Origin of the sequence: Microbacterium sp. LWO14-1.2, from assembly GCF_038397715.1 — a bacterium.
Lineage (GTDB): Bacteria > Actinomycetota > Actinomycetes > Actinomycetales > Microbacteriaceae > Microbacterium.
The window spans coordinates 3,097,609-3,113,730 of sequence record NZ_CP151633.1 but is presented as its reverse complement, the minus strand read 5'-3'; the positions used below and the strand labels follow the sequence as shown (position 1 = coordinate 3,113,730).

Genomic DNA, 16,122 nt, shown 5'->3' with positions numbered 1-16,122 from the left:
TTCGCCGCGTCGATAACGGATGTGCTGCGCACGCGCAGAAGCATCCCTCGCCGAGGTACTCCCCTCATGGTAGCAAACGACCCGTTAGGCTGAGGACACCGGTCCCTTCTGCAGAAAACGGAGTCCCCATGTTCGACGGCGCCTTCTTCTCCCACGTGATCGCCTGGGTCATCGGCGCGATGACGGTGTGCGCGGCCGCCGCCACCTTCGGGGCCCTCTTCTCGCTGGGCCGCTCCGGCTACCGCAAGGACTGACGCCGACACAGACGCGGCCGGGCCCCGCGCACCGCGATAATCTGAAGGCATCCCAACCTTCACGATCGAGGAGCCCTCTGTGCCCGAAGCATCAGCCAACATCGGAGTCGTCGGACTCGCCGTCATGGGGTCGAACCTCGCCCGCAACCTCGCCAGCCGCGAGGGCAACACGGTGGCGATCTTCAACCGCAGCTACGAGAAGACCGAGACGCTCGTCTCCGAGCACCCCGAGGCCGGCTTCCTCCCCGCGCAGACCTACCGGGAGTTCGCCGACTCGCTGCAGAAGCCGCGGACCGCGATCATCATGGTCAAGGCCGGCCGCCCGACGGATGCCGTGATCGACTCGCTCCTCGAGGTCTTCGAGCCGGGCGACATCATCGTCGACGGCGGCAACGCCTACTTCCCCGACACGATCCGCCGCGAGAAGGCCGTCCGCGAGACGGGCGTGAACTTCGTCGGCGCCGGCATCTCCGGCGGCGAAGAGGGCGCCCTGACGGGCCCGTCGATCATGCCCGGCGGCTCGGACGAGTCGTGGGTCACGCTCGGTCCGATCCTGAAGTCCATCGCGGCGATCGCGGAGGGCGAGCCCTGCGTCACGCACGTCGGCCACGACGGCGCCGGGCACTTCGTCAAGATGGTGCACAACGGCATCGAGTACGCCGACATGCAGCTCATCGCCGAGGCCTACGACCTCATCCGCCGCGGCACCGGCAAGAGCCCCGCCGAGATCGCCGAGATCTTCGCCGACTGGAACCGGGGCGAACTCGAGTCGTACCTGATCGAGATCACCGCCGAGGTGCTCCGCCAGGTGGACGCCGAGACCGGCAAGCCGCTCGTCGACGTCATCCTCGACCAGGCGGGCGCCAAGGGCACCGGCGCGTGGACCGTGCAGACCGCCCTGTCGCTGGGCGTCCCGGTTTCGGGCATCGCCGAGGCCACCTTCGCGCGCTCGCTCTCCTCGCACCCCGAGCAGCGCGCCGTCGCATCCGCCCTCCCCGGCCCCGACGACGAGTTCACCGTCGCCCCGGAAGACGTCGACGCCTTCATCGAGGACGTGCGCCTCGCCCTGTACGCCTCGAAGATCGTCGCCTACTCGCAGGGCTTCGACGAGATCCGTGCCGGTGCCGCCGAGTACGACTGGAACATCGACCTCGGCGCGATCTCGAAGATCTGGCGCGGCGGTTGCATCATCCGCGCCCAGTTCCTCAACCGCATCGCCGACGCCTACGCGGCCGAGCCCGGTCTGCCGGTGCTGATGACCGCGCCGTACTTCGCCGAGGCCCTGACCCGCGGCCAGGCCGCGTGGCGGCGCGTGGTCGTCACGGCCGCGCAGGCCGGCATCCCCGCCCCGGCGTTCTCGTCGTCGCTGTCGTACTACGACGGCATCCGCGCCGACCGCCTGCCCGCAGCCCTCGTGCAGGGCCAGCGCGACTTCTTCGGCGCCCACACCTACAAGCGCATCGACAAGGAAGGCACCTTCCACACGCAGTGGTCGGGCGACCGCACCGAGATCGAGGCGGAAGACACGCACTGAGCGCACCCGCTGACGAGGGCCCCGGATCGTGGATCCGGGGCCTTCGTCGTTCTCAGCCAACGCATAACGCTCTCCATAGAAATCACATAGGAGATTCCGCAGAATGGAGTCATGAGCACCGATCTGCCCGAACTGCGCCGCCCCGACGGCTCCCCCCTGCGCATCCTCGCCGTCGACGACGAGCAGATGCTCACCGACCTGCTCGCGATGGCCCTGCGGATGGAGGGCTGGGAGGTGCGGACCGCATCCTCGGGACTCGAAGCCCTGCAGGTCGCCCGCGAGTTCGAGCCGGATGCCCTGGTGCTCGACATCATGATGCCCGACCTCGACGGCATGTCGGTGCTGCGGCGACTCCGCGAGGCGGGGAACCTGGTGCCCGTCCTGTTCCTCACCGCGAAGGATGCCGTCGGCGACCGCGTCGCGGGCCTCACCGCCGGCGGCGACGACTACGTCACCAAGCCCTTCAGCCTCGAAGAGGTGATCGCGCGCCTGCGTGCGATCATCCGCCGCACGGGGCACGCCACCGCCGACGACGGCCAGTCGATCCTCCGCGTCGCCGACCTCTCGCTCAACGAGGACAGCCACGAGGTCGTGCGCGACGGCACCGAGATCGAGCTGACCGCCACCGAGTTCGAGCTGCTGCGCTTCCTCATGCGCAACGAACGGCGCGTGCTGTCGAAGGCGCAGATCCTCGACCGGGTGTGGAGCTACGACTTCGGCGGCAAGTCCTCGGTGGTCGAGCTGTACATCTCGTACCTCCGCAAGAAGATCGACGCGGGCCGCACTCCCCTGCTGCACACCGTGCGCGGCGTCGGCTACATGATCAAGGCGCCTCAGTGACCACTCCCCGACTCGCGGCACGGCCGATGAGCCTGCAGACCCGGCTCATGACGGCCGTGATCGGGTTCGTGTCGCTCATCCTCGTGATCGTCTCGATCATCACGAGCGCGATCCTCGGCCGCACCCTGGAGGGACAGCTCGACCAGAAGATCGAGCAGTATGCCGGGCAGCTCACCTACCTGGTCAACAAGTTCCCCTCGAACATCGGCACCGCAGCCGACATCTTCTCAGCCACCACCTCACCCGAGTCGGGGCTACTGGTCGCGGTGTCGAACCAGGCGGGCGTCAGCGGCGTGGTCCTCAACAGTCCGCGGGACGAGATGAGCACCGGCCCATCGGTCTTGAGCTCGAGGCAGCTCGACCAGATCGAGACAGGTCTGCACGGCGGCCCCAACGCGACCGTGACGATCGACGGGCTCGGGTCGTATCGACTCGTCGTGGCGACCGCGCCGCAGACCGGGGCGACCGTCGTGACGGGTCTGCCGCGCGACGAGATCCAGAATCAGCTCACGACCCTCCTGACGGTCATCGTGCTCGCGACTCTCGGCGGGCTGATCCTGCTCGCCCTGACAACAGCGATCACGATCAGGGTGAGCCTGCGTCCGCTGCGGGCCGTCGCGGCGACCGCCACCCGCGTCGCGAACCAGCAGCTGGATCGCGGCCAGGTCGAGATCACCGAACGGGTTCCTGCCTACGAGGCCGATCCGCGCACCGAGACCGGTCTCGTCGGCGCATCGTTGAACAAGCTGCTCGATCACGTGAACACGTCGCTGGCCGCACGCCAGAAGAACGAGGAGCGGATGCGACGGTTCGTCGCGGACGCGAGCCACGAGCTGCGGACGCCGCTCGCCAGCATCCGCGGGTACTCCGAACTGTCGCTCAAGGCCCTCAGCCAGCAGCAGGGGCCTGCGGCGATCGAGGGAACCACGACCTCGCTCGAGCGCATCCAGGCGCAGTCGCTGCGCATGTCACGGCTCGTGGAGGATCTGCTGCTCCTCGCGCGGCTCGACGAGGGCCGGGAACTCGTGCACGGCACCGTCGACCTCACCCAGCTCGCCTTGGAGGGCCTCTCTGACGCCCGGCCGACGGCGCCGGAGCACCACTGGAACATCGAGGTGCCCGACGAGCCGCTCGTGATCGTCGGCGATGCCGGCCGGATGCATCAGGTGGTCGCCAACCTGCTCGCGAACGCCCGCACGCACACGCCGGCAGGCACCCACATCACGCTGCGCGTCGACCGCGAGGGCGACGACGCGGTGCTGCGCGTGCACGACGACGGCCCCGGCATCGACCCGAGTGTGCGCGACGAGCTGTTCGCCCGGTTCGCCAGGGCGGACACCTCGCGAGCCAGACAGACCGGCGGCACCGGGCTCGGACTCGCGATCGTGAAGGCGATCGTCGAGGGGCACGGCGGGCAGATCACCGTCGACAGCGAACCCGGCGACACGACCTTCACGGTGCGGATCCCGATGCACCACGAATCGCCCGCGGACGACGACTCCTCGGATCAGTAGCCGGCGAACGCGTCGGTCGTGAGCGACCTGGCCTTCTGCAGCGCAGGGGCGAGGTCGGCGATGAGCCGCGGCGGACCGGAGATGTACGCGTGGCGGGAGCCGAGGTCCGGCACCCACTGATCGAGGCCGGCGCCGTCGAGGCGCGCACCCTGCGCCCAGCTCCAGTGCGCGGGCAGGTCGGCGGGCTCGTCGCGGGTGAACACGACCACCCGCGCACCCGTCGCCGCGAGCTCGTCGCGGAAGGCCAGCTCGCCGCTGTCGGCGGCGACGTACACGAGCACCACGTCACGCTGCCGACCGGTCTGGTGCAGCTGCCGCAGCTGCGACACGAACGGCGTCACGCCGATGCCCGCTGCCACCATGAGCACGGGCGCGTCGGAGCGCGGGAGGAGGAAGTCGCCCCAGGTGCCCGTCACAGCGAGTGTGGCGCCCGGCTGGGCCGCCGCGAGGGCGCGCTTGTAGCTCGACGGATGCTGCTGATCGCCGTCCTTGTACGCGATGCGCAGTGTCGGCAGGTCGGCGGGCGCCGAGACGATGCTGAACTCGCGTCGGGTGCCTCGGGCGTCGGGCCGCCGGTGCGGCACGTCGAGTTCGAGGTACTGGCCGGGAAGGAAGCGCACGGTTCCGCGGGCGCGGAAGGTGAGTTCCTGCGCCGTGGGGGTGAGCGACCGCCGCTGCTCGAGCACGAGACGTACCGACCCCCGCAGTGCGAAGGCGAAGGCGAGCAGGTTGCCGATGAGCAGGGCCCGTTCCTGACCGAGCGTGAACAGCGACCCGATCGCGATGGGCCACCCGGCGAGGACACCGACCAGGGCGGCCACCGAGAACTGCTGCCAGCGCCTCGGCGGCATCGTCAGGGGCTCCGACAGCATGAACGCGCCGAGGAAGAGGAAGGGCGACTGCAGCACGGCGAACGAGAGCGCGGTGCCGAGGTCGAACGCGATCGCGAACTCCTGCGCCTGCACCGCCTGCCGCAGCACCGACACGGCGATCGCGATCACGAGGAAGGCGAGCACGATGCGCACCTTCTCGGTGCGCCACAGCACCGCGAGACCGAGGACCGCGACGGGGAGGAACAGCGAGGGCGTGCCGACCCACCACGACGACGAGGTGCCCAGCCACTCGAAAGCACCGAACGACCCGAGGATCGACACGACGGACGCGCCGAACGCGGCGGGGTTGAGGATGTGTCGGCCACGCCACGCGATGAGGTACTTCGACAGGCTCGCGAGGGCGCCGGCGATCGCGAGACCCAGCAGTGCGGTGCCCTCGACTCCCGGACGCAGGACGAACAGCAGGATGAGAGCCGTCACCAGCGAGGACTCGAGACGCCACGGGAGGCGGAGCAGGCGCTGCACGGCGGCGTCGACGGCCGCGATGACGACCGCGAGCACGGCGAACGACGCGACGATCTCGAGGGGCGTCGGCGAGACGATCACGCCGAGCGCCGAGAGCGCGATCGCGATCACGGCGAGCGCGAGCAGGGCGAACAGCACGAGACGGTACATCGAGATGCCGCCGAGGAACGCCAGCACGCGCTGCCGCAGTGCGGTGAGGGAGGTGATCACGGTTCTCCTCTTCCCTGATCGATGACGGCGCCGAGGGCCATGCCCCTACGCCCTGACGGAGAACAGCTCGGCCGGGCACCCCGCAGAGCGCTCGGCGCGCCCATCGGTCGACATGCGCACCCACTCCACGCCCCAGTCGGCGGCGAGCTCGGTGCCGCCGTCGAAGAAGAGCGCCGTGGCGACGGCATCCGCTCGCATCGCGTCCGAGGCGATCGCCCAGGTCGCCGCCCAGGTGCGCACGGGGACGCCGGTGCGCGCGTCGAGCACATGGTGCAGGCCGTCTCCCCAGGCGCGGCGGTTGACCGCCGAGGCGCAGAGCGCGGCATCCTGCAGCTCGACGACGCCGATCGCCTTGGTCGGGTCGTACGGGTGCTCGAGGCCGATGCGCACCCCGGCTCCGCGCGCCCGGATGTCGCCGCCGGCGTCGACGACGAGGTCGCCGGGCACACGCGACAGCACGTCGATCACGAGGTCCACCAGTCGGCCCTTCCCGAGAGCGCCGACGTCGAGCAGAGCGGGAGCGGATGCCGTGGCCTCGGCCGCCGTCCAGCGCACGAGTCGCTGCCAGTCCGAGGGAGCGGCGACCGGCGGGCCGGCCGTGAGAGTGTATGCGGCGTCATAGCCCAAGGCTGCGAGGCTGTCGCCGACGAGAGGGTTCACGGCACCGCCCGTCGCGGCCGAGGCGTCGCGGTACGCGTCGAGCATGGGGGCGGCATCGCGTGAGCGGATCGACCCGCCCTCGCGGCCGACCCGCGTGACGCCCGAGTCGTCGCGGAACCTCGACCACTCCCGATCGAAGCGCTCGATCTCCGCGCTCACGGCCTGCCGCGACGCGTCGTCGAGGTCGGACGCGCTCTCGATCTCCCACCGCGTGCCGATCGCCTCGAAGCGCCAGATGGCCATGGCGGGTCAGGCGCCTCAGGCGGCGGCCTGCTCCTTGATCGACGCGACGGCTTCGTTGAATCCGCCGCTCGTGAGCGAGGAGCCGGCGACGCGGCTCACCGAGATGTCGTCGAGGGACTTGCCCACGACCTCGTCGGAGATGCCGTCGATGAACTGGCCCTGGTACTGCTCGGTCTCGCGGGCCTTGGGGTCGCCCGTGACCTCGACGGATTCGACGACGCCGTCGGCGATCGTCAGCGACACCGAGATCGTCTCGACGGTCTCGGGGGTCTGGTACGAGCCCTCGGCCTCGTATGTGCCGTCCTTGTACTCGCCACCGGTGGCGGCCGAGTCCGACGACGGCGTGCTTCCGTTGTCGCCGGTCGAGGGCGACTGCGCGTCACCGGTGCCGGAGCACCCGGCGAGGACGAGGAGTCCGGCGACGCCGAGGAGCGCGGAACCCTTGCGGACAGTGGTCGGTACGGTCGTGCGGATCATGATGGTCCTCCGGCTCTGTTCGAGACAACTGCATGTCGTTGAATCGACCGTAGGGATGCGTCCTATGTACCGGCTGTGCCGTGACGCTGCGTCGCCTACGCGTCGCCGCCGAACATGCTCGTGACCGAGCCGTCCTCGAACACCTCGTGGATGGCGCGGGCCAGCAGCGGCGCGATCGGGAGGATCGTGAGCTTCTCCCAGCGCCGCGACTCCGTGAGCGGGATCGTGTCGGTGATGACGACCTCGTCGATCGAGGCGTCCTGCAGCCGCTCCGACGCCGGGTCGCTGAAGATCGCGTGCGTGGCGGCCACGATCACGCGATGCGCGCCGTTGGCCTTGAGCGCCTGCGCGGCCTTCACGATCGTGCCGCCGGTGTCGATCATGTCGTCGACGAGGAGGCAGGTGCGCCCCTCGACGGCGCCGACGATCTCGTGCACCGAGACCTGGTTCGCGACCTTCGGGTCACGGCGCTTGTGGATGATGGCCAGGGGCGCACCCAGGCTGTCGGACCAGGTGTCGGCGACGCGGACACGGCCCATGTCGGGCGAGACGACCGTGAGGATCTCGCGGTCCTCCGGGCTCAGCGTGCGCTGGAAGTGGTCGAGCAGCACGGGCTTCGCGAACAGGTGGTCGACGGGGCCGTCGAAGAAGCCCTGGATCTGGGCGGCGTGCAGGTCGACGCTCATGACGCGGTCGGCGCCCGCCGTCTTCAGCAGGTCGGCCACGAGACGGGCGCTGATCGGCTCACGACCGCGGCCCTTCTTGTCCTGACGCGAATACGGATAGTACGGCGCGACGACCGTGATGCGCTTGGCCGACGCGCGCTTGGCGGCGTCGATCATGATGAGCGTCTCCATGAGCCACTCGTTCACCGGCTCGCCGAACGTCTGGATGAGGAAGAGGTCGCACCCGCGGATCGACACCTCGAACCGCGCGTAGATCTCGCCGGAGGCGAAGGTGCGGTGCTCGACCGGGGCGATCTCGGTGCCGAGCGCCGCAGCGACGGCGGCCGTCAGCTCCGGGTGCGATCGACCACCGGCGACGACGAGCCGCTTCTTGGTCTTCGCGACGAGACCCGGCGCGATGCCGTTGTCCCGGTCCAGGTCGACCGTCTTCTTCTTGCGCGCCATCAGTCCGCCTACTCCGCCGTCCGAGCCCGTGCTGCGGCATCCGCCGCACCCGTGCCTGCCCTGTTGTTCTCGACCCAGCCCTCGATGTTGCGCTGGGGGGCGACGCTCATGGCAAGGGCACCGGCCGGGACGTCCTTGCGGACGACGGCGCCGGCACCTGTCTTGGCGCCAGCACCCAGCCTAACGGGCGCGACCAGGGTCGTGTGCGAGCCCGTGTGCACCTCGTCCTCGACCACGGTGCGGTGCTTGTTCACATCGTCGTAGTTCGCGGTGATGGTGCTCGCGCCGAGGTTCACGCCCCGGCCGATCGTGGCGTCGCCGACGTACGACAGGTGCGGCACCTTGCTGCCCTCGCCGATCTCGGCGTTCTTCGTCTCGACGTAGGCGCCGATCTTGCCCTTGGCGCCGAGCACGGTGCCCGGTCGCAGGAACGAGAACGGCCCGACGGTGGCCTCGGCGCCGATCACGGCGAGGGTCGCGTCGGTGCGGCGCACGGTCGCCCGCTCCCCCACCTCGCAGTCGACGAGGGTGGTGTCGGGGCCGACGGTCGCCCCCTCGGCGATGGTCGTGGCGCGCAGGATGTGCGTGTTCGGGAGGATCGTGACGTCGGGTGCGAGCGTCGCGTCGTCGTCGATCCAGGTGGTGGCCGGGTCGATGACGGTGACCCCCTCGAGCTGCCAGCGGCGCACGATGCGCTCGTTCAGCAGACGGCCGACGAGCGCGAGCTGCGCGCGGTCGTTGACGCCGAACGTCACGGACACGTCGGAGACGACGGATGCCGCGACGCGGTCGCCTGCGGCGCGCAGCAGACCGGGCACGTCGGTGAGGTACATCTCCCCCTGCGCGTTGTCGACGCCGACCTGGGGCAGGTAGCGGCGCAGCACCTCGGCACGGAACACGTACATGCCCGCGTTGATCTCGCGCACGGCGGCTTCGTCGGCGGTCGCGTCCTTCTGCTCCACGATGCGGTCGACGCCGCCGTCGGCATCGCGGATCACTCGCCCGTATCCGGTCGGGTCGTCGACGACCGCCGTCATCAGGGTCGCCGCAGCTCCGGCATCCCGATGCTCGGCGAGGAACGCGCCGAGGGTGTCGGCGTCGGCCAGAGGGCAGTCGCCGGAGAGCACGAGCACGTCTCCCTGGAAGTCGGGGATCGCGTCGATCGCCACCTGCACGGCACGGCCGGTGCCCGGCACGTCGTCCTGGTCGACGAAGACGGCGTCGGGATAGTCCTCGCGCAGCGCGGCGACCACCTGGTCGCGCTCGTGACGCACGACGACCTCGACGTGGTCGGCGGCGAGCCGCGCGGCGGTGGTCAGCACGTGGCCGACGAGGGGTCGTCCGCCGATCGGGTGCAGCACCTTCGGAAGGCGGGACTTCATACGCGTGCCCTGTCCTGCGGCGAGGACGATGATGGCGAGGTTGTTCCCTGTCATGCTCCGCCGCCAGGACTCGAACCTAGACCTCACAGCTCCAAAGGCTGTCGTGCTGCCATTACACCACGGCGGACCGCGGCACCCGGGGGCGGCCGCCCGTCAAGTCTGCCACGTCCGCCCGTGTGCCAGCGGCGATCGCGCGCCCACCCGCGATAATGGACGGATGAGCCAGGCGGATGAGGTCGATCGCATCGTCGGCGCCTGGAACGCCCAGCGCCCCGATCTGGACTTCTCCCCCCTGGAGGTGCTGTCGCGCGTCGACCGCCTCACGCGTCTGCTCGACCGCGCCAGGCGCGATGTCTTCCGACGCAGCGACCTCGAGCCGTGGGAGTGGGACGTGCTCTCCGCCCTGCGTAGGGCCGGCTCGCCGTTCCAGCTCTCGCCCAAACAGCTGCTGCAGCAGACGCTCGTCTCCAGCGGCACGATGACCAACCGCATCGACCGTCTCGTCGGACGGCGGTTCGTGCGTCGAGAGGCCGATCCCGCCGACGGACGCAGCGTGCTCGTCACGCTCACCGACGACGGACGCATCCGCGTGGATGCCGCGATCACACGTCTCGTCGATGTCGAGGCCGACCTGCTGCAGGGGCTCTCGCGTGGCGACCGCGACCGCCTCGCAGCACTGCTGCGCAAGCTCAGCCTCAGCTTCGACGTCTGACGGCACCCGCACGGCGGTGCGGGCCGGCGGTACCGGCCCGCACCGGGCGGCGCGTCAGATCCCCGGATCGACGATGACGGCGACCTTGCCCGTCGAGCGTCCCGTCTCCACCCGCTCCTGCGCCGCGGCGAGCTCGTCGAGCGGATAGCTCGAGTCGAGGTGCACGCTCACGCGACCCGCTTCGGCGAGCGTCGCGATCTCCGACAGCTCTGCGCCGTCGGCATGGACGAGGATGCGCTGCACGGGCGATGCTCCCCATTCCCCGAGCTGGGCCGTCTGCGCGGCGGACAGGCCGGTGATCGTGATCACCGACGTCCCCTCGCGCACGGCACCGCGCGGCGGGAGCGTCGCGTCGACAGTGACGATCACGGCGTCGACGGGGGCGATGGCGGCGAGGCCCTGCTCGTCGCGGTAGTCGACGACCTCGGCCGCTCCCCAGCCCCGCAGCAGCTCGTGCTTCGCCGGGCTGCCCGTCGTGACGACCTCTGCTCCGCGGGCGACGGCGAGCTGGATCGCCAGGTGACCGACGCCTCCGGCGCCGCCGAGGACGAGGACGCGCTGCCCGTCGCGCACCCCCGCGGCATCCAGCGCCTGCCAGGCCGTGAGCACAGCGAGCGGGGCGGCGCCGGCCTGCGCCGTCGACCACGTGCTCGGGATCGGGGCGAGGTCGCTGGCGGAGACGAGCGCGTACTCCGCCAGCGTGTGCGCGATGTCGGGGAAGGCGGCGAGCGCGTGGACGCGGTCGCCGGGCGCCCAGCCTGCGACCTCGGGGCCGACCTCGGCGATCACGCCGGCGACGTCCCACCCGGGGAGATCGGAGTAGCGGATGACGCCGAAGTCGTGCGCTGCCGCCCGGATCTTCACGTCGACGGGGTTGAGGCCGGCTGCTCCGACCCGGAGGAGGACCTGGCCGGGCCCCGGGGTCGGTGTCTCGACCTCGACGATCGAGATCACGTCGGCGGCCGAGCCGGGGCCTGAGTACTTCGCTGAACGCACTGGTTTGCCTTTCTGGTCTGCGGATCATCTGATCGCAGAGATCAGCATGATCGCCGGGACGGACGGTCACCAGTGACCCGAAGGACAACATGTGTCACGATAGAGCCATGCATCGGATCGCCGTCGTCGCCCTCCCCGGCGTCTTCCCCTACGAGCTCGGGGTGCCCGCCCGCTTCTTCCGCGCGGCTCAGCGCGACGGCGAGCCCCTGTACTCCGTCACCACCTGCACGCTCGACGGCCTCCCCGTCGCGACGAACGCCGACTTCGCGATCACGCCGGCCGCCGACCGTCGGATCCTGGAGACGGCCGACACCATCATCGTGCCGCCCTGGAGCGACGCGGAGATCGCCGGAGACCCCATCGGACTGGCCGAGTACGCCGACCGACGCATCGTGAGCTTCTGCACCGGTGCGTTCACCCTCGCGGCAGCGGGGTTGCTCGACGGCAAGGAGGCGACGACGCACTGGTGCGCGTCCGACGAGTTCGCCCGCCGGTTCCCCCGGGTGCGGCTGCGCGAGGACGAGCTCTTCGTCGACGAGGGTTCCGTGCTCACCGCCGCCGGCGCATCCGCCGCTGTCGACGCGACCATGCACCTCATCGCGAGCGACCACGGCGCGGCCGTCGCCGCTCTCGTCGCGCAGACCACGCTCGCCGCGCCGCACCGCGGCGGAGGTCAGCGGCAGTTCATCGCGCGTCCGCCGGTGCCGCAGACTCCCGTCGGATCGGCGGGCGACATCCAGGCCTGGCTGCTGGCCCACGTCGAGGAGCCGCTGTCGCTCGCAGCGGTCGCCGCGCACTTCGGCATGAGCGTCCGGACCCTCACTCGACGGTTCCGGAGCGAGACGGGCCGCACGGTCGGCGACTGGTTCGCCGACGCCAGGGTCGACCGTGCGCGAGAGCTGCTGGAGACGACCGACCTGCTGATCGACGATGTCGCCCTGCGCTCGGGGTTCGCCACGGCGGCCGCTCTGCGCAAGCACTTCCGCGATCGGCTGGGCATCGCGCCGCAGCAGTACCGGTCGCGGTTCGCGCGGGCCGCGTAGGCTGGTCCGAATGGGCATGCTCTCCCCCCTCCCGATGCGCGACGGCGTCGGGGCGACCCGTCTGCACGTTCCCCTGACGGGCGAGTGGCCCACGATCGCGGCCTACATGATCGAGCGCTTCTTCCACCTCGACCCCGAGCGCCTGCTGGTCCGGTTCGACCGCGGCGAGATCGTGGCGCGCGACGGGAGGGCGCTCCCGCGGGACACCCCGCTCGGGGCGGAGGAGTTCGTCTGGTACTACCGCGAGCCGCCGGAGGAGCGCGAGATCCCGTTCCCGATCGAGGTGCTGCACCAGGACGACGACCTCGTCGTGATCGACAAGCCGCACTTCCTCCCCACCACCCCGGGCGGCAAGTACGTGCAGAACTCGGCCCTCGTGCGGTTGCGCAATCTGCTCGGCATCCCGGAACTGACCCCGATCCATCGCCTCGACCGTGCCACCGCCGGTGTGCTGATGTTCTCTGCACGGCCGGAGACCCGAGGGGCGTACCAGTTGATGTTCGAGAACCGCGAGGTGCAGAAGACCTACGAGGCGGTGTCCGCACGCCCGGAGAGCTGGGAGCAGGATGCCGCGCGCTTTCCCCTCGTGCACCGCAACCACATCGTGAAGCCGCGGGCGCAGTTGCGCGTCGAGGTCGTGCCGGACAGGGAGCCGAACGCGGAGACGCTGATCGAGATCCAGGATGCCGACGATCGCGTCGTACACACGCTGCTGCGTCCGCACAGCGGCAAGATGCACCAGCTGCGCGTGCATCTCGCGGCGGTGGGGCTCGGCATCCTGCACGACCGCTTCTACCCCGTACTGGAGCCCGAGACCCCCGATGACTTCGACCGGCCGCTGCAGCTGCTGGCTCGCGAGCTGCGCTTCGTCGACCCGCTGACCGGCGCCCCGAGGGAGTTCACCACGCGACTCTCGCTCGCCTTCGCCCCGGGCGCCCGCGGGCGCTCCGGCGCGAGCGCGGTCAGCGACGCATGATCTTGCGCGCGAGCCTCGTGCCCAGCAGCTGCACCAGGTGCACGAACACGACGATGAGGATGATCGCCGCCCACATCACGACCGGCTCGAACTGCCGGAACCCGTAGACCTGCGCGAAGGCTCCGAGGCCGCCACCGCCGATCAGACCGGCCATCGCCGTCATGTCGATGAGAGCGACGACGATGAAGGTGTAGCCGAGGATCAGCGGGCCGAGGGATTCGGGGATCGCGACGGTGAAGAGGATGCGCAGCGGGCTCGCGCCCATCGCGCGGGCCGCTTCGATCACGCCGGGCGACACCGAGACGAGGTGCTGCTCGACGATCCGCCCGATCGCGAACGCGGCCGCGATCCCGATGAGGAACGCGCCGGCGGTCGTGCCGATGCCGGTGCCGACCACGACGCGGGCGAACGGCTGCGCGACGGCGACGAACAGCACGAACGGGATCGGGCGGAAGAAGTTCACCGCGAGGTTCGCGATCGCCGAGACGACCGCGTTCTGCATGAGCCCGCCGGGGCGGGTGACGTAGAGCACGACGCCGATCACGAGTCCGAGCACGCCACCGAGCACGAGCGCGAAGGTGGTCATGTAGAGGGTCTCGAGGGCGGCGGACCAGAACTCCGGGCCCAGTTCGATCAGGCGATCCATCAGCGGGTCTCCTCTCCGGCGAGCTCGGTCACTTCGACGCGTTCACCGATCGTCGCGAGCGCCCGGTCGATGGCTGCGGCGTCGCCGCGGATCGCGAGGGTGAGGTGTCCGAACGCGCGACCCCGGATGTCGTTGATGCCGCCGTACACGAGCTCGAAGTCGAGTCCGGCGGCGGCGAGGTCGAGGAACACCTGCGCCTGCGAGGAGTCGCCGTCGCGGAACGAGAACGTGACGATACGGCCGTGGTGCCGGTCCCGCAGCACGGCCAGCTCGGCGGGCGACGGGATGCCTTTGACCACCGTCCCGACGAAGCGCTGCGACGCCGGGTTCTGCGGTGCGGAGAAGACGTCGAACACGTCGCCCTGCTCGATCACCCGTCCGCGCTCCATCACGGCGACCTTCGTGGCGATGGTCTGGATCACATCCATCTCGTGCGTGATGACGACGATCGTGACGCCCTGCTCCCGGTTGACGCGGCCGAGCAGATCGAGCACCTCGTGCGTCGTCTGCGGATCGAGGGCGCTCGTCGCCTCGTCCGCCAGCAGGATCGCGGGCTTCGTCGCGAGGGCGCGCGCGATGCCGACGCGCTGCTTCTGCCCGCCCGAGAGCTGCTCGGGATACGCCTTGGCCTTGTCGGACAGACCGACGAACGACAGCAGCTCGGTGACGCGCTCCTCGATGTCGGCCTTCGACCACCCAGCCAGCTTGAGGGGGTAGGCGATGTTCGCCTTCACCGACCTCGACGAGAACAGGTTGAACTGCTGGAAGATCATGCCGATTCCGCCGCGGACCTTGCGCAGCGCGCTCTCCGACAGCGTCGTGATGTCGACGCCGTCGACGAGGATCGTGCCCGCCGTGGCCGGCTCGAGGGCGTTGATGAGTCGTACGAGGGTCGACTTGCCCGCGCCCGAGTACCCGATGATCCCGAAGACGTCGCCCTTCTCGATGTCGAGGGTGACGTCGTCGACCGCGACGATCTCGGCGTCGCGCGAGGTGCGGGAGGGGTAGGCCTTCGACACGTTGGTCAGGCTCACGATCGGCATGGTTGCTCCGGTGATGGGGTGGGTGGCGGAACGACGAATCGGGTGACGCGCGTGGCGCCACCCGATTCTCTCGCATCGGCGTGGGGTGGGTCTCACCCCGGCTGACTCACTTCTGCGCTTCGGTGTCCTTCTCGACCTTCTTGAGGGAGTCGACGAGGTCCTTCACGGGAGTCTGCAGCGGCACAGCGGTGTCGCCCGACGACTCGAGCAGACCGGCCTGCACGTCCTCGTTCGTCTGGAAGATCTCGACGAGCTTGAGGTACGTCTCGTTGTCGGCGTCCTCGGCGCGCGCGGCGAAGATGTTCACGTACGGCAGCGCGTTGGGGTCCTCCGGGTCGTCCTGGGCGATCGCGTCGTCGAACGTCAGGCCCGAGTCCTCGACGAAGTCGTTGTTGATGATCGCCGCGGCCACATCGGGCAGCGACGTCGGGATCAGCGCGGCCTCGAGGGCGGTGACCTTGACCTTCGACTTCTCGGTGTCGACGTCGGCGAGATCCGAGAAGATCGTTCCACCGCTCTTCAGCTCGACGAGGCCGGCGGACTGCAGCACGAGCAGAGCGCGGGCCTGGTTGGACGCGTCATCGGGGACGGCCACCGTCTCGCCCTCGGGGATGCTCTTCACGTCGTCGTACTTCTTCGAATACAGACCGAGCGGGTAGATCGCCGTCGAGCCGATGGGCTCGAGGTCCGAGCCGGAGCTCACGTTGTAGTTCGCGAGGTACACGATGTGCTGGAACTGGTTGAGGTCGATCTCGCCCTCGCTGAGCGCCGGGTTCGGCTGCTCGTAGGAGCCGAAGTCGACGAGCTCGACCGTGATCCCTTCCTCGGCCGCTGCCTCGACGAACGGCGCCCACTGCGGGTCGCCCTTGCCGACGACGCCGATCTTGACGGTCTCGTCGCTCCCGGAGTCACCGCCGGAACCGGCGTCGGAGGATGCTGTCGCGCAGCCCGAGAGGGCGACGAACAGCGGCACCGCGGCGAGCGCGGCGATCAGGGAAGTGGTGCGGCGTGACATGGGAAGGGTTCCTCTCTTGGGGGACTCGAATACGTTAGGCAGCCGCCGCGCCCGCCCGACAATCGAGCGTCACAGAGCGTCACGAGCGC

At 70.0% G+C, this 16,122-nt stretch carries 16 protein-coding genes and 1 tRNA gene; 7 read left to right on the top strand and 10 right to left on the bottom strand.

What is annotated here, in order from left to right:
• Positions 1-128: 128 nt before the first annotated feature.
• The 4 genes from MRBLWO14_RS14990 to MRBLWO14_RS14975 all read left to right on the top strand — a co-directional run bounded on the left by MRBLWO14_RS14990 (position 129) and on the right by MRBLWO14_RS14975 (position 4,142).
• Complete coding sequence (locus MRBLWO14_RS14990) at positions 129-254, top strand: hypothetical protein (RefSeq protein WP_256999418.1); 126 nt, start codon at positions 129-131, stop codon at positions 252-254.
• Between the two features lie 79 nt (positions 255-333).
• Positions 334-1,788, top strand: coding sequence for an NADP-dependent phosphogluconate dehydrogenase (gene gndA, locus MRBLWO14_RS14985; protein WP_341933906.1), 1,455 nt, complete (start codon positions 334-336; stop codon positions 1,786-1,788).
• A 111-nt stretch (positions 1,789-1,899) separates the two neighbouring features.
• Positions 1,900-2,628, top strand: a complete 729-nt coding sequence (locus MRBLWO14_RS14980) for a response regulator transcription factor (RefSeq protein ID WP_096713734.1) — start codon at positions 1,900-1,902, stop codon at positions 2,626-2,628.
• Complete coding sequence (locus MRBLWO14_RS14975; protein ID WP_341933905.1) at positions 2,625-4,142, top strand: ATP-binding protein; 1,518 nt, start codon at positions 2,625-2,627, stop codon at positions 4,140-4,142. The genes MRBLWO14_RS14980 and MRBLWO14_RS14975 overlap by 4 nt, the downstream gene beginning before the upstream one ends.
• Here MRBLWO14_RS14975 and MRBLWO14_RS14970 read toward each other — a convergent pair.
• From MRBLWO14_RS14970 to MRBLWO14_RS14945, 6 genes are all read right to left on the bottom strand, one after another.
• Positions 4,136-5,710 (bottom strand): flavodoxin reductase, encoded by a 1,575-nt coding sequence (locus MRBLWO14_RS14970; protein ID WP_341933904.1) that lies wholly within the window; start codon positions 5,708-5,710, stop codon positions 4,136-4,138. The genes MRBLWO14_RS14975 and MRBLWO14_RS14970 overlap by 7 nt on opposite strands.
• Before the next feature lie 45 nt (positions 5,711-5,755).
• On the bottom strand, positions 5,756-6,613 hold the full coding sequence (locus tag MRBLWO14_RS14965; RefSeq protein ID WP_341933903.1) for an FAD:protein FMN transferase: 858 nt from the start codon (positions 6,611-6,613) through the stop codon (positions 5,756-5,758).
• Between the two features lie 15 nt (positions 6,614-6,628).
• Positions 6,629-7,090: an FMN-binding protein gene (locus MRBLWO14_RS14960; RefSeq protein WP_341933902.1), complete on the bottom strand. Its 462-nt coding sequence runs from the start codon at positions 7,088-7,090 to the stop codon at positions 6,629-6,631.
• Positions 7,091-7,185: 95 nt separating this feature from the next.
• The gene (locus MRBLWO14_RS14955; protein ID WP_341933901.1) at positions 7,186-8,220 is read right to left on the bottom strand and encodes a ribose-phosphate diphosphokinase; all 1,035 of its coding nucleotides are present in this window, start codon (positions 8,218-8,220) and stop codon (positions 7,186-7,188) included.
• Positions 8,221-8,228: 8 nt separating this feature from the next.
• Positions 8,229-9,656, bottom strand: coding sequence for a bifunctional UDP-N-acetylglucosamine diphosphorylase/glucosamine-1-phosphate N-acetyltransferase GlmU (gene glmU / locus MRBLWO14_RS14950; RefSeq protein ID WP_341933900.1), 1,428 nt, complete (start codon positions 9,654-9,656; stop codon positions 8,229-8,231).
• Between the two features lies 1 nt (position 9,657).
• A tRNA-Gln gene (locus tag MRBLWO14_RS14945) sits at positions 9,658-9,729 on the bottom strand.
• A gap of 90 nt (positions 9,730-9,819) precedes the next feature.
• On the opposite strand from MRBLWO14_RS14945, the gene MRBLWO14_RS14940 reads away from it, so the two are divergent.
• Positions 9,820-10,314 carry a MarR family transcriptional regulator gene (locus tag MRBLWO14_RS14940; RefSeq protein WP_096713740.1) on the top strand — a complete coding sequence of 165 codons (495 nt, stop codon included), beginning with the start codon at positions 9,820-9,822 and terminating at the stop codon, positions 10,312-10,314.
• A 54-nt stretch (positions 10,315-10,368) separates the two neighbouring features.
• Here the strand turns inward: MRBLWO14_RS14940 and MRBLWO14_RS14935 are convergent, their stop codons facing one another.
• On the bottom strand, positions 10,369-11,310 hold the full coding sequence (locus MRBLWO14_RS14935; protein WP_341933899.1) for an NADP-dependent oxidoreductase: 942 nt from the start codon (positions 11,308-11,310) through the stop codon (positions 10,369-10,371).
• A 107-nt stretch (positions 11,311-11,417) separates the two neighbouring features.
• On the opposite strand from MRBLWO14_RS14935, the gene MRBLWO14_RS14930 reads away from it, so the two are divergent.
• Positions 11,418-12,353, top strand: coding sequence for a helix-turn-helix domain-containing protein (locus MRBLWO14_RS14930; RefSeq protein ID WP_341933898.1), 936 nt, complete (start codon positions 11,418-11,420; stop codon positions 12,351-12,353).
• A 16-nt stretch (positions 12,354-12,369) separates the two neighbouring features.
• On the top strand, positions 12,370-13,329 hold the full coding sequence (locus MRBLWO14_RS14925) for a pseudouridine synthase (protein ID WP_341936210.1): 960 nt from the start codon (positions 12,370-12,372) through the stop codon (positions 13,327-13,329).
• Here MRBLWO14_RS14925 and MRBLWO14_RS14920 read toward each other — a convergent pair.
• The 3 genes from MRBLWO14_RS14920 to MRBLWO14_RS14910 form a co-directional block, all read right to left on the bottom strand.
• On the bottom strand, positions 13,316-13,975 hold the full coding sequence (locus tag MRBLWO14_RS14920; protein WP_341933897.1) for an ABC transporter permease subunit: 660 nt from the start codon (positions 13,973-13,975) through the stop codon (positions 13,316-13,318). The genes MRBLWO14_RS14925 and MRBLWO14_RS14920 overlap by 14 nt on opposite strands.
• Entirely contained in the window at positions 13,975-15,018 is a 1,044-nt protein-coding gene (locus MRBLWO14_RS14915; RefSeq protein WP_341933896.1) for a methionine ABC transporter ATP-binding protein, read from the bottom strand. Before MRBLWO14_RS14915 ends, MRBLWO14_RS14920 begins: the two co-directional genes overlap by 1 nt.
• Before the next feature lie 106 nt (positions 15,019-15,124).
• Positions 15,125-16,033 carry a MetQ/NlpA family ABC transporter substrate-binding protein gene (locus MRBLWO14_RS14910; protein ID WP_341933895.1) on the bottom strand — a complete coding sequence of 303 codons (909 nt, stop codon included), beginning with the start codon at positions 16,031-16,033 and terminating at the stop codon, positions 15,125-15,127.
• Between the last annotated feature and the right edge of the window lie 89 nt (positions 16,034-16,122).

Excerpts from the sequence above, each read along its gene's own strand:
- MRBLWO14_RS14980 (WP_096713734.1), top strand. The coding sequence starts at position 1,900 with ATGAGCACCGATCTGCCCGAACTGCGCCGCCCCGACGGCTCCCCCCTG.
- MRBLWO14_RS14910 (WP_341933895.1), bottom strand. The coding sequence starts at position 16,033 with ATGTCACGCCGCACCACTTCCCTGATCGCCGCGCTCGCCGCGGTGCCG.
- MRBLWO14_RS14915 (WP_341933896.1), bottom strand. The coding sequence starts at position 15,018 with ATGCCGATCGTGAGCCTGACCAACGTGTCGAAGGCCTACCCCTCCCGC.
- MRBLWO14_RS14960 (WP_341933902.1), bottom strand. The coding sequence starts at position 7,090 with ATGATCCGCACGACCGTACCGACCACTGTCCGCAAGGGTTCCGCGCTC.
- MRBLWO14_RS14940 (WP_096713740.1), top strand. The coding sequence starts at position 9,820 with ATGAGCCAGGCGGATGAGGTCGATCGCATCGTCGGCGCCTGGAACGCC.
- MRBLWO14_RS14920 (WP_341933897.1), bottom strand. The coding sequence starts at position 13,975 with ATGGATCGCCTGATCGAACTGGGCCCGGAGTTCTGGTCCGCCGCCCTC.
- MRBLWO14_RS14965 (WP_341933903.1), bottom strand. The coding sequence starts at position 6,613 with ATGGCCATCTGGCGCTTCGAGGCGATCGGCACGCGGTGGGAGATCGAG.
- MRBLWO14_RS14925 (WP_341936210.1), top strand. The coding sequence starts at position 12,370 with ATGCTCTCCCCCCTCCCGATGCGCGACGGCGTCGGGGCGACCCGTCTG.
- MRBLWO14_RS14955 (WP_341933901.1), bottom strand. The coding sequence starts at position 8,220 with ATGGCGCGCAAGAAGAAGACGGTCGACCTGGACCGGGACAACGGCATC.
- MRBLWO14_RS14930 (WP_341933898.1), top strand. The coding sequence starts at position 11,418 with ATGCATCGGATCGCCGTCGTCGCCCTCCCCGGCGTCTTCCCCTACGAG.
- glmU (WP_341933900.1), bottom strand. The coding sequence starts at position 9,656 with ATGACAGGGAACAACCTCGCCATCATCGTCCTCGCCGCAGGACAGGGC.
- MRBLWO14_RS14990 (WP_256999418.1), top strand. The coding sequence starts at position 129 with ATGTTCGACGGCGCCTTCTTCTCCCACGTGATCGCCTGGGTCATCGGC.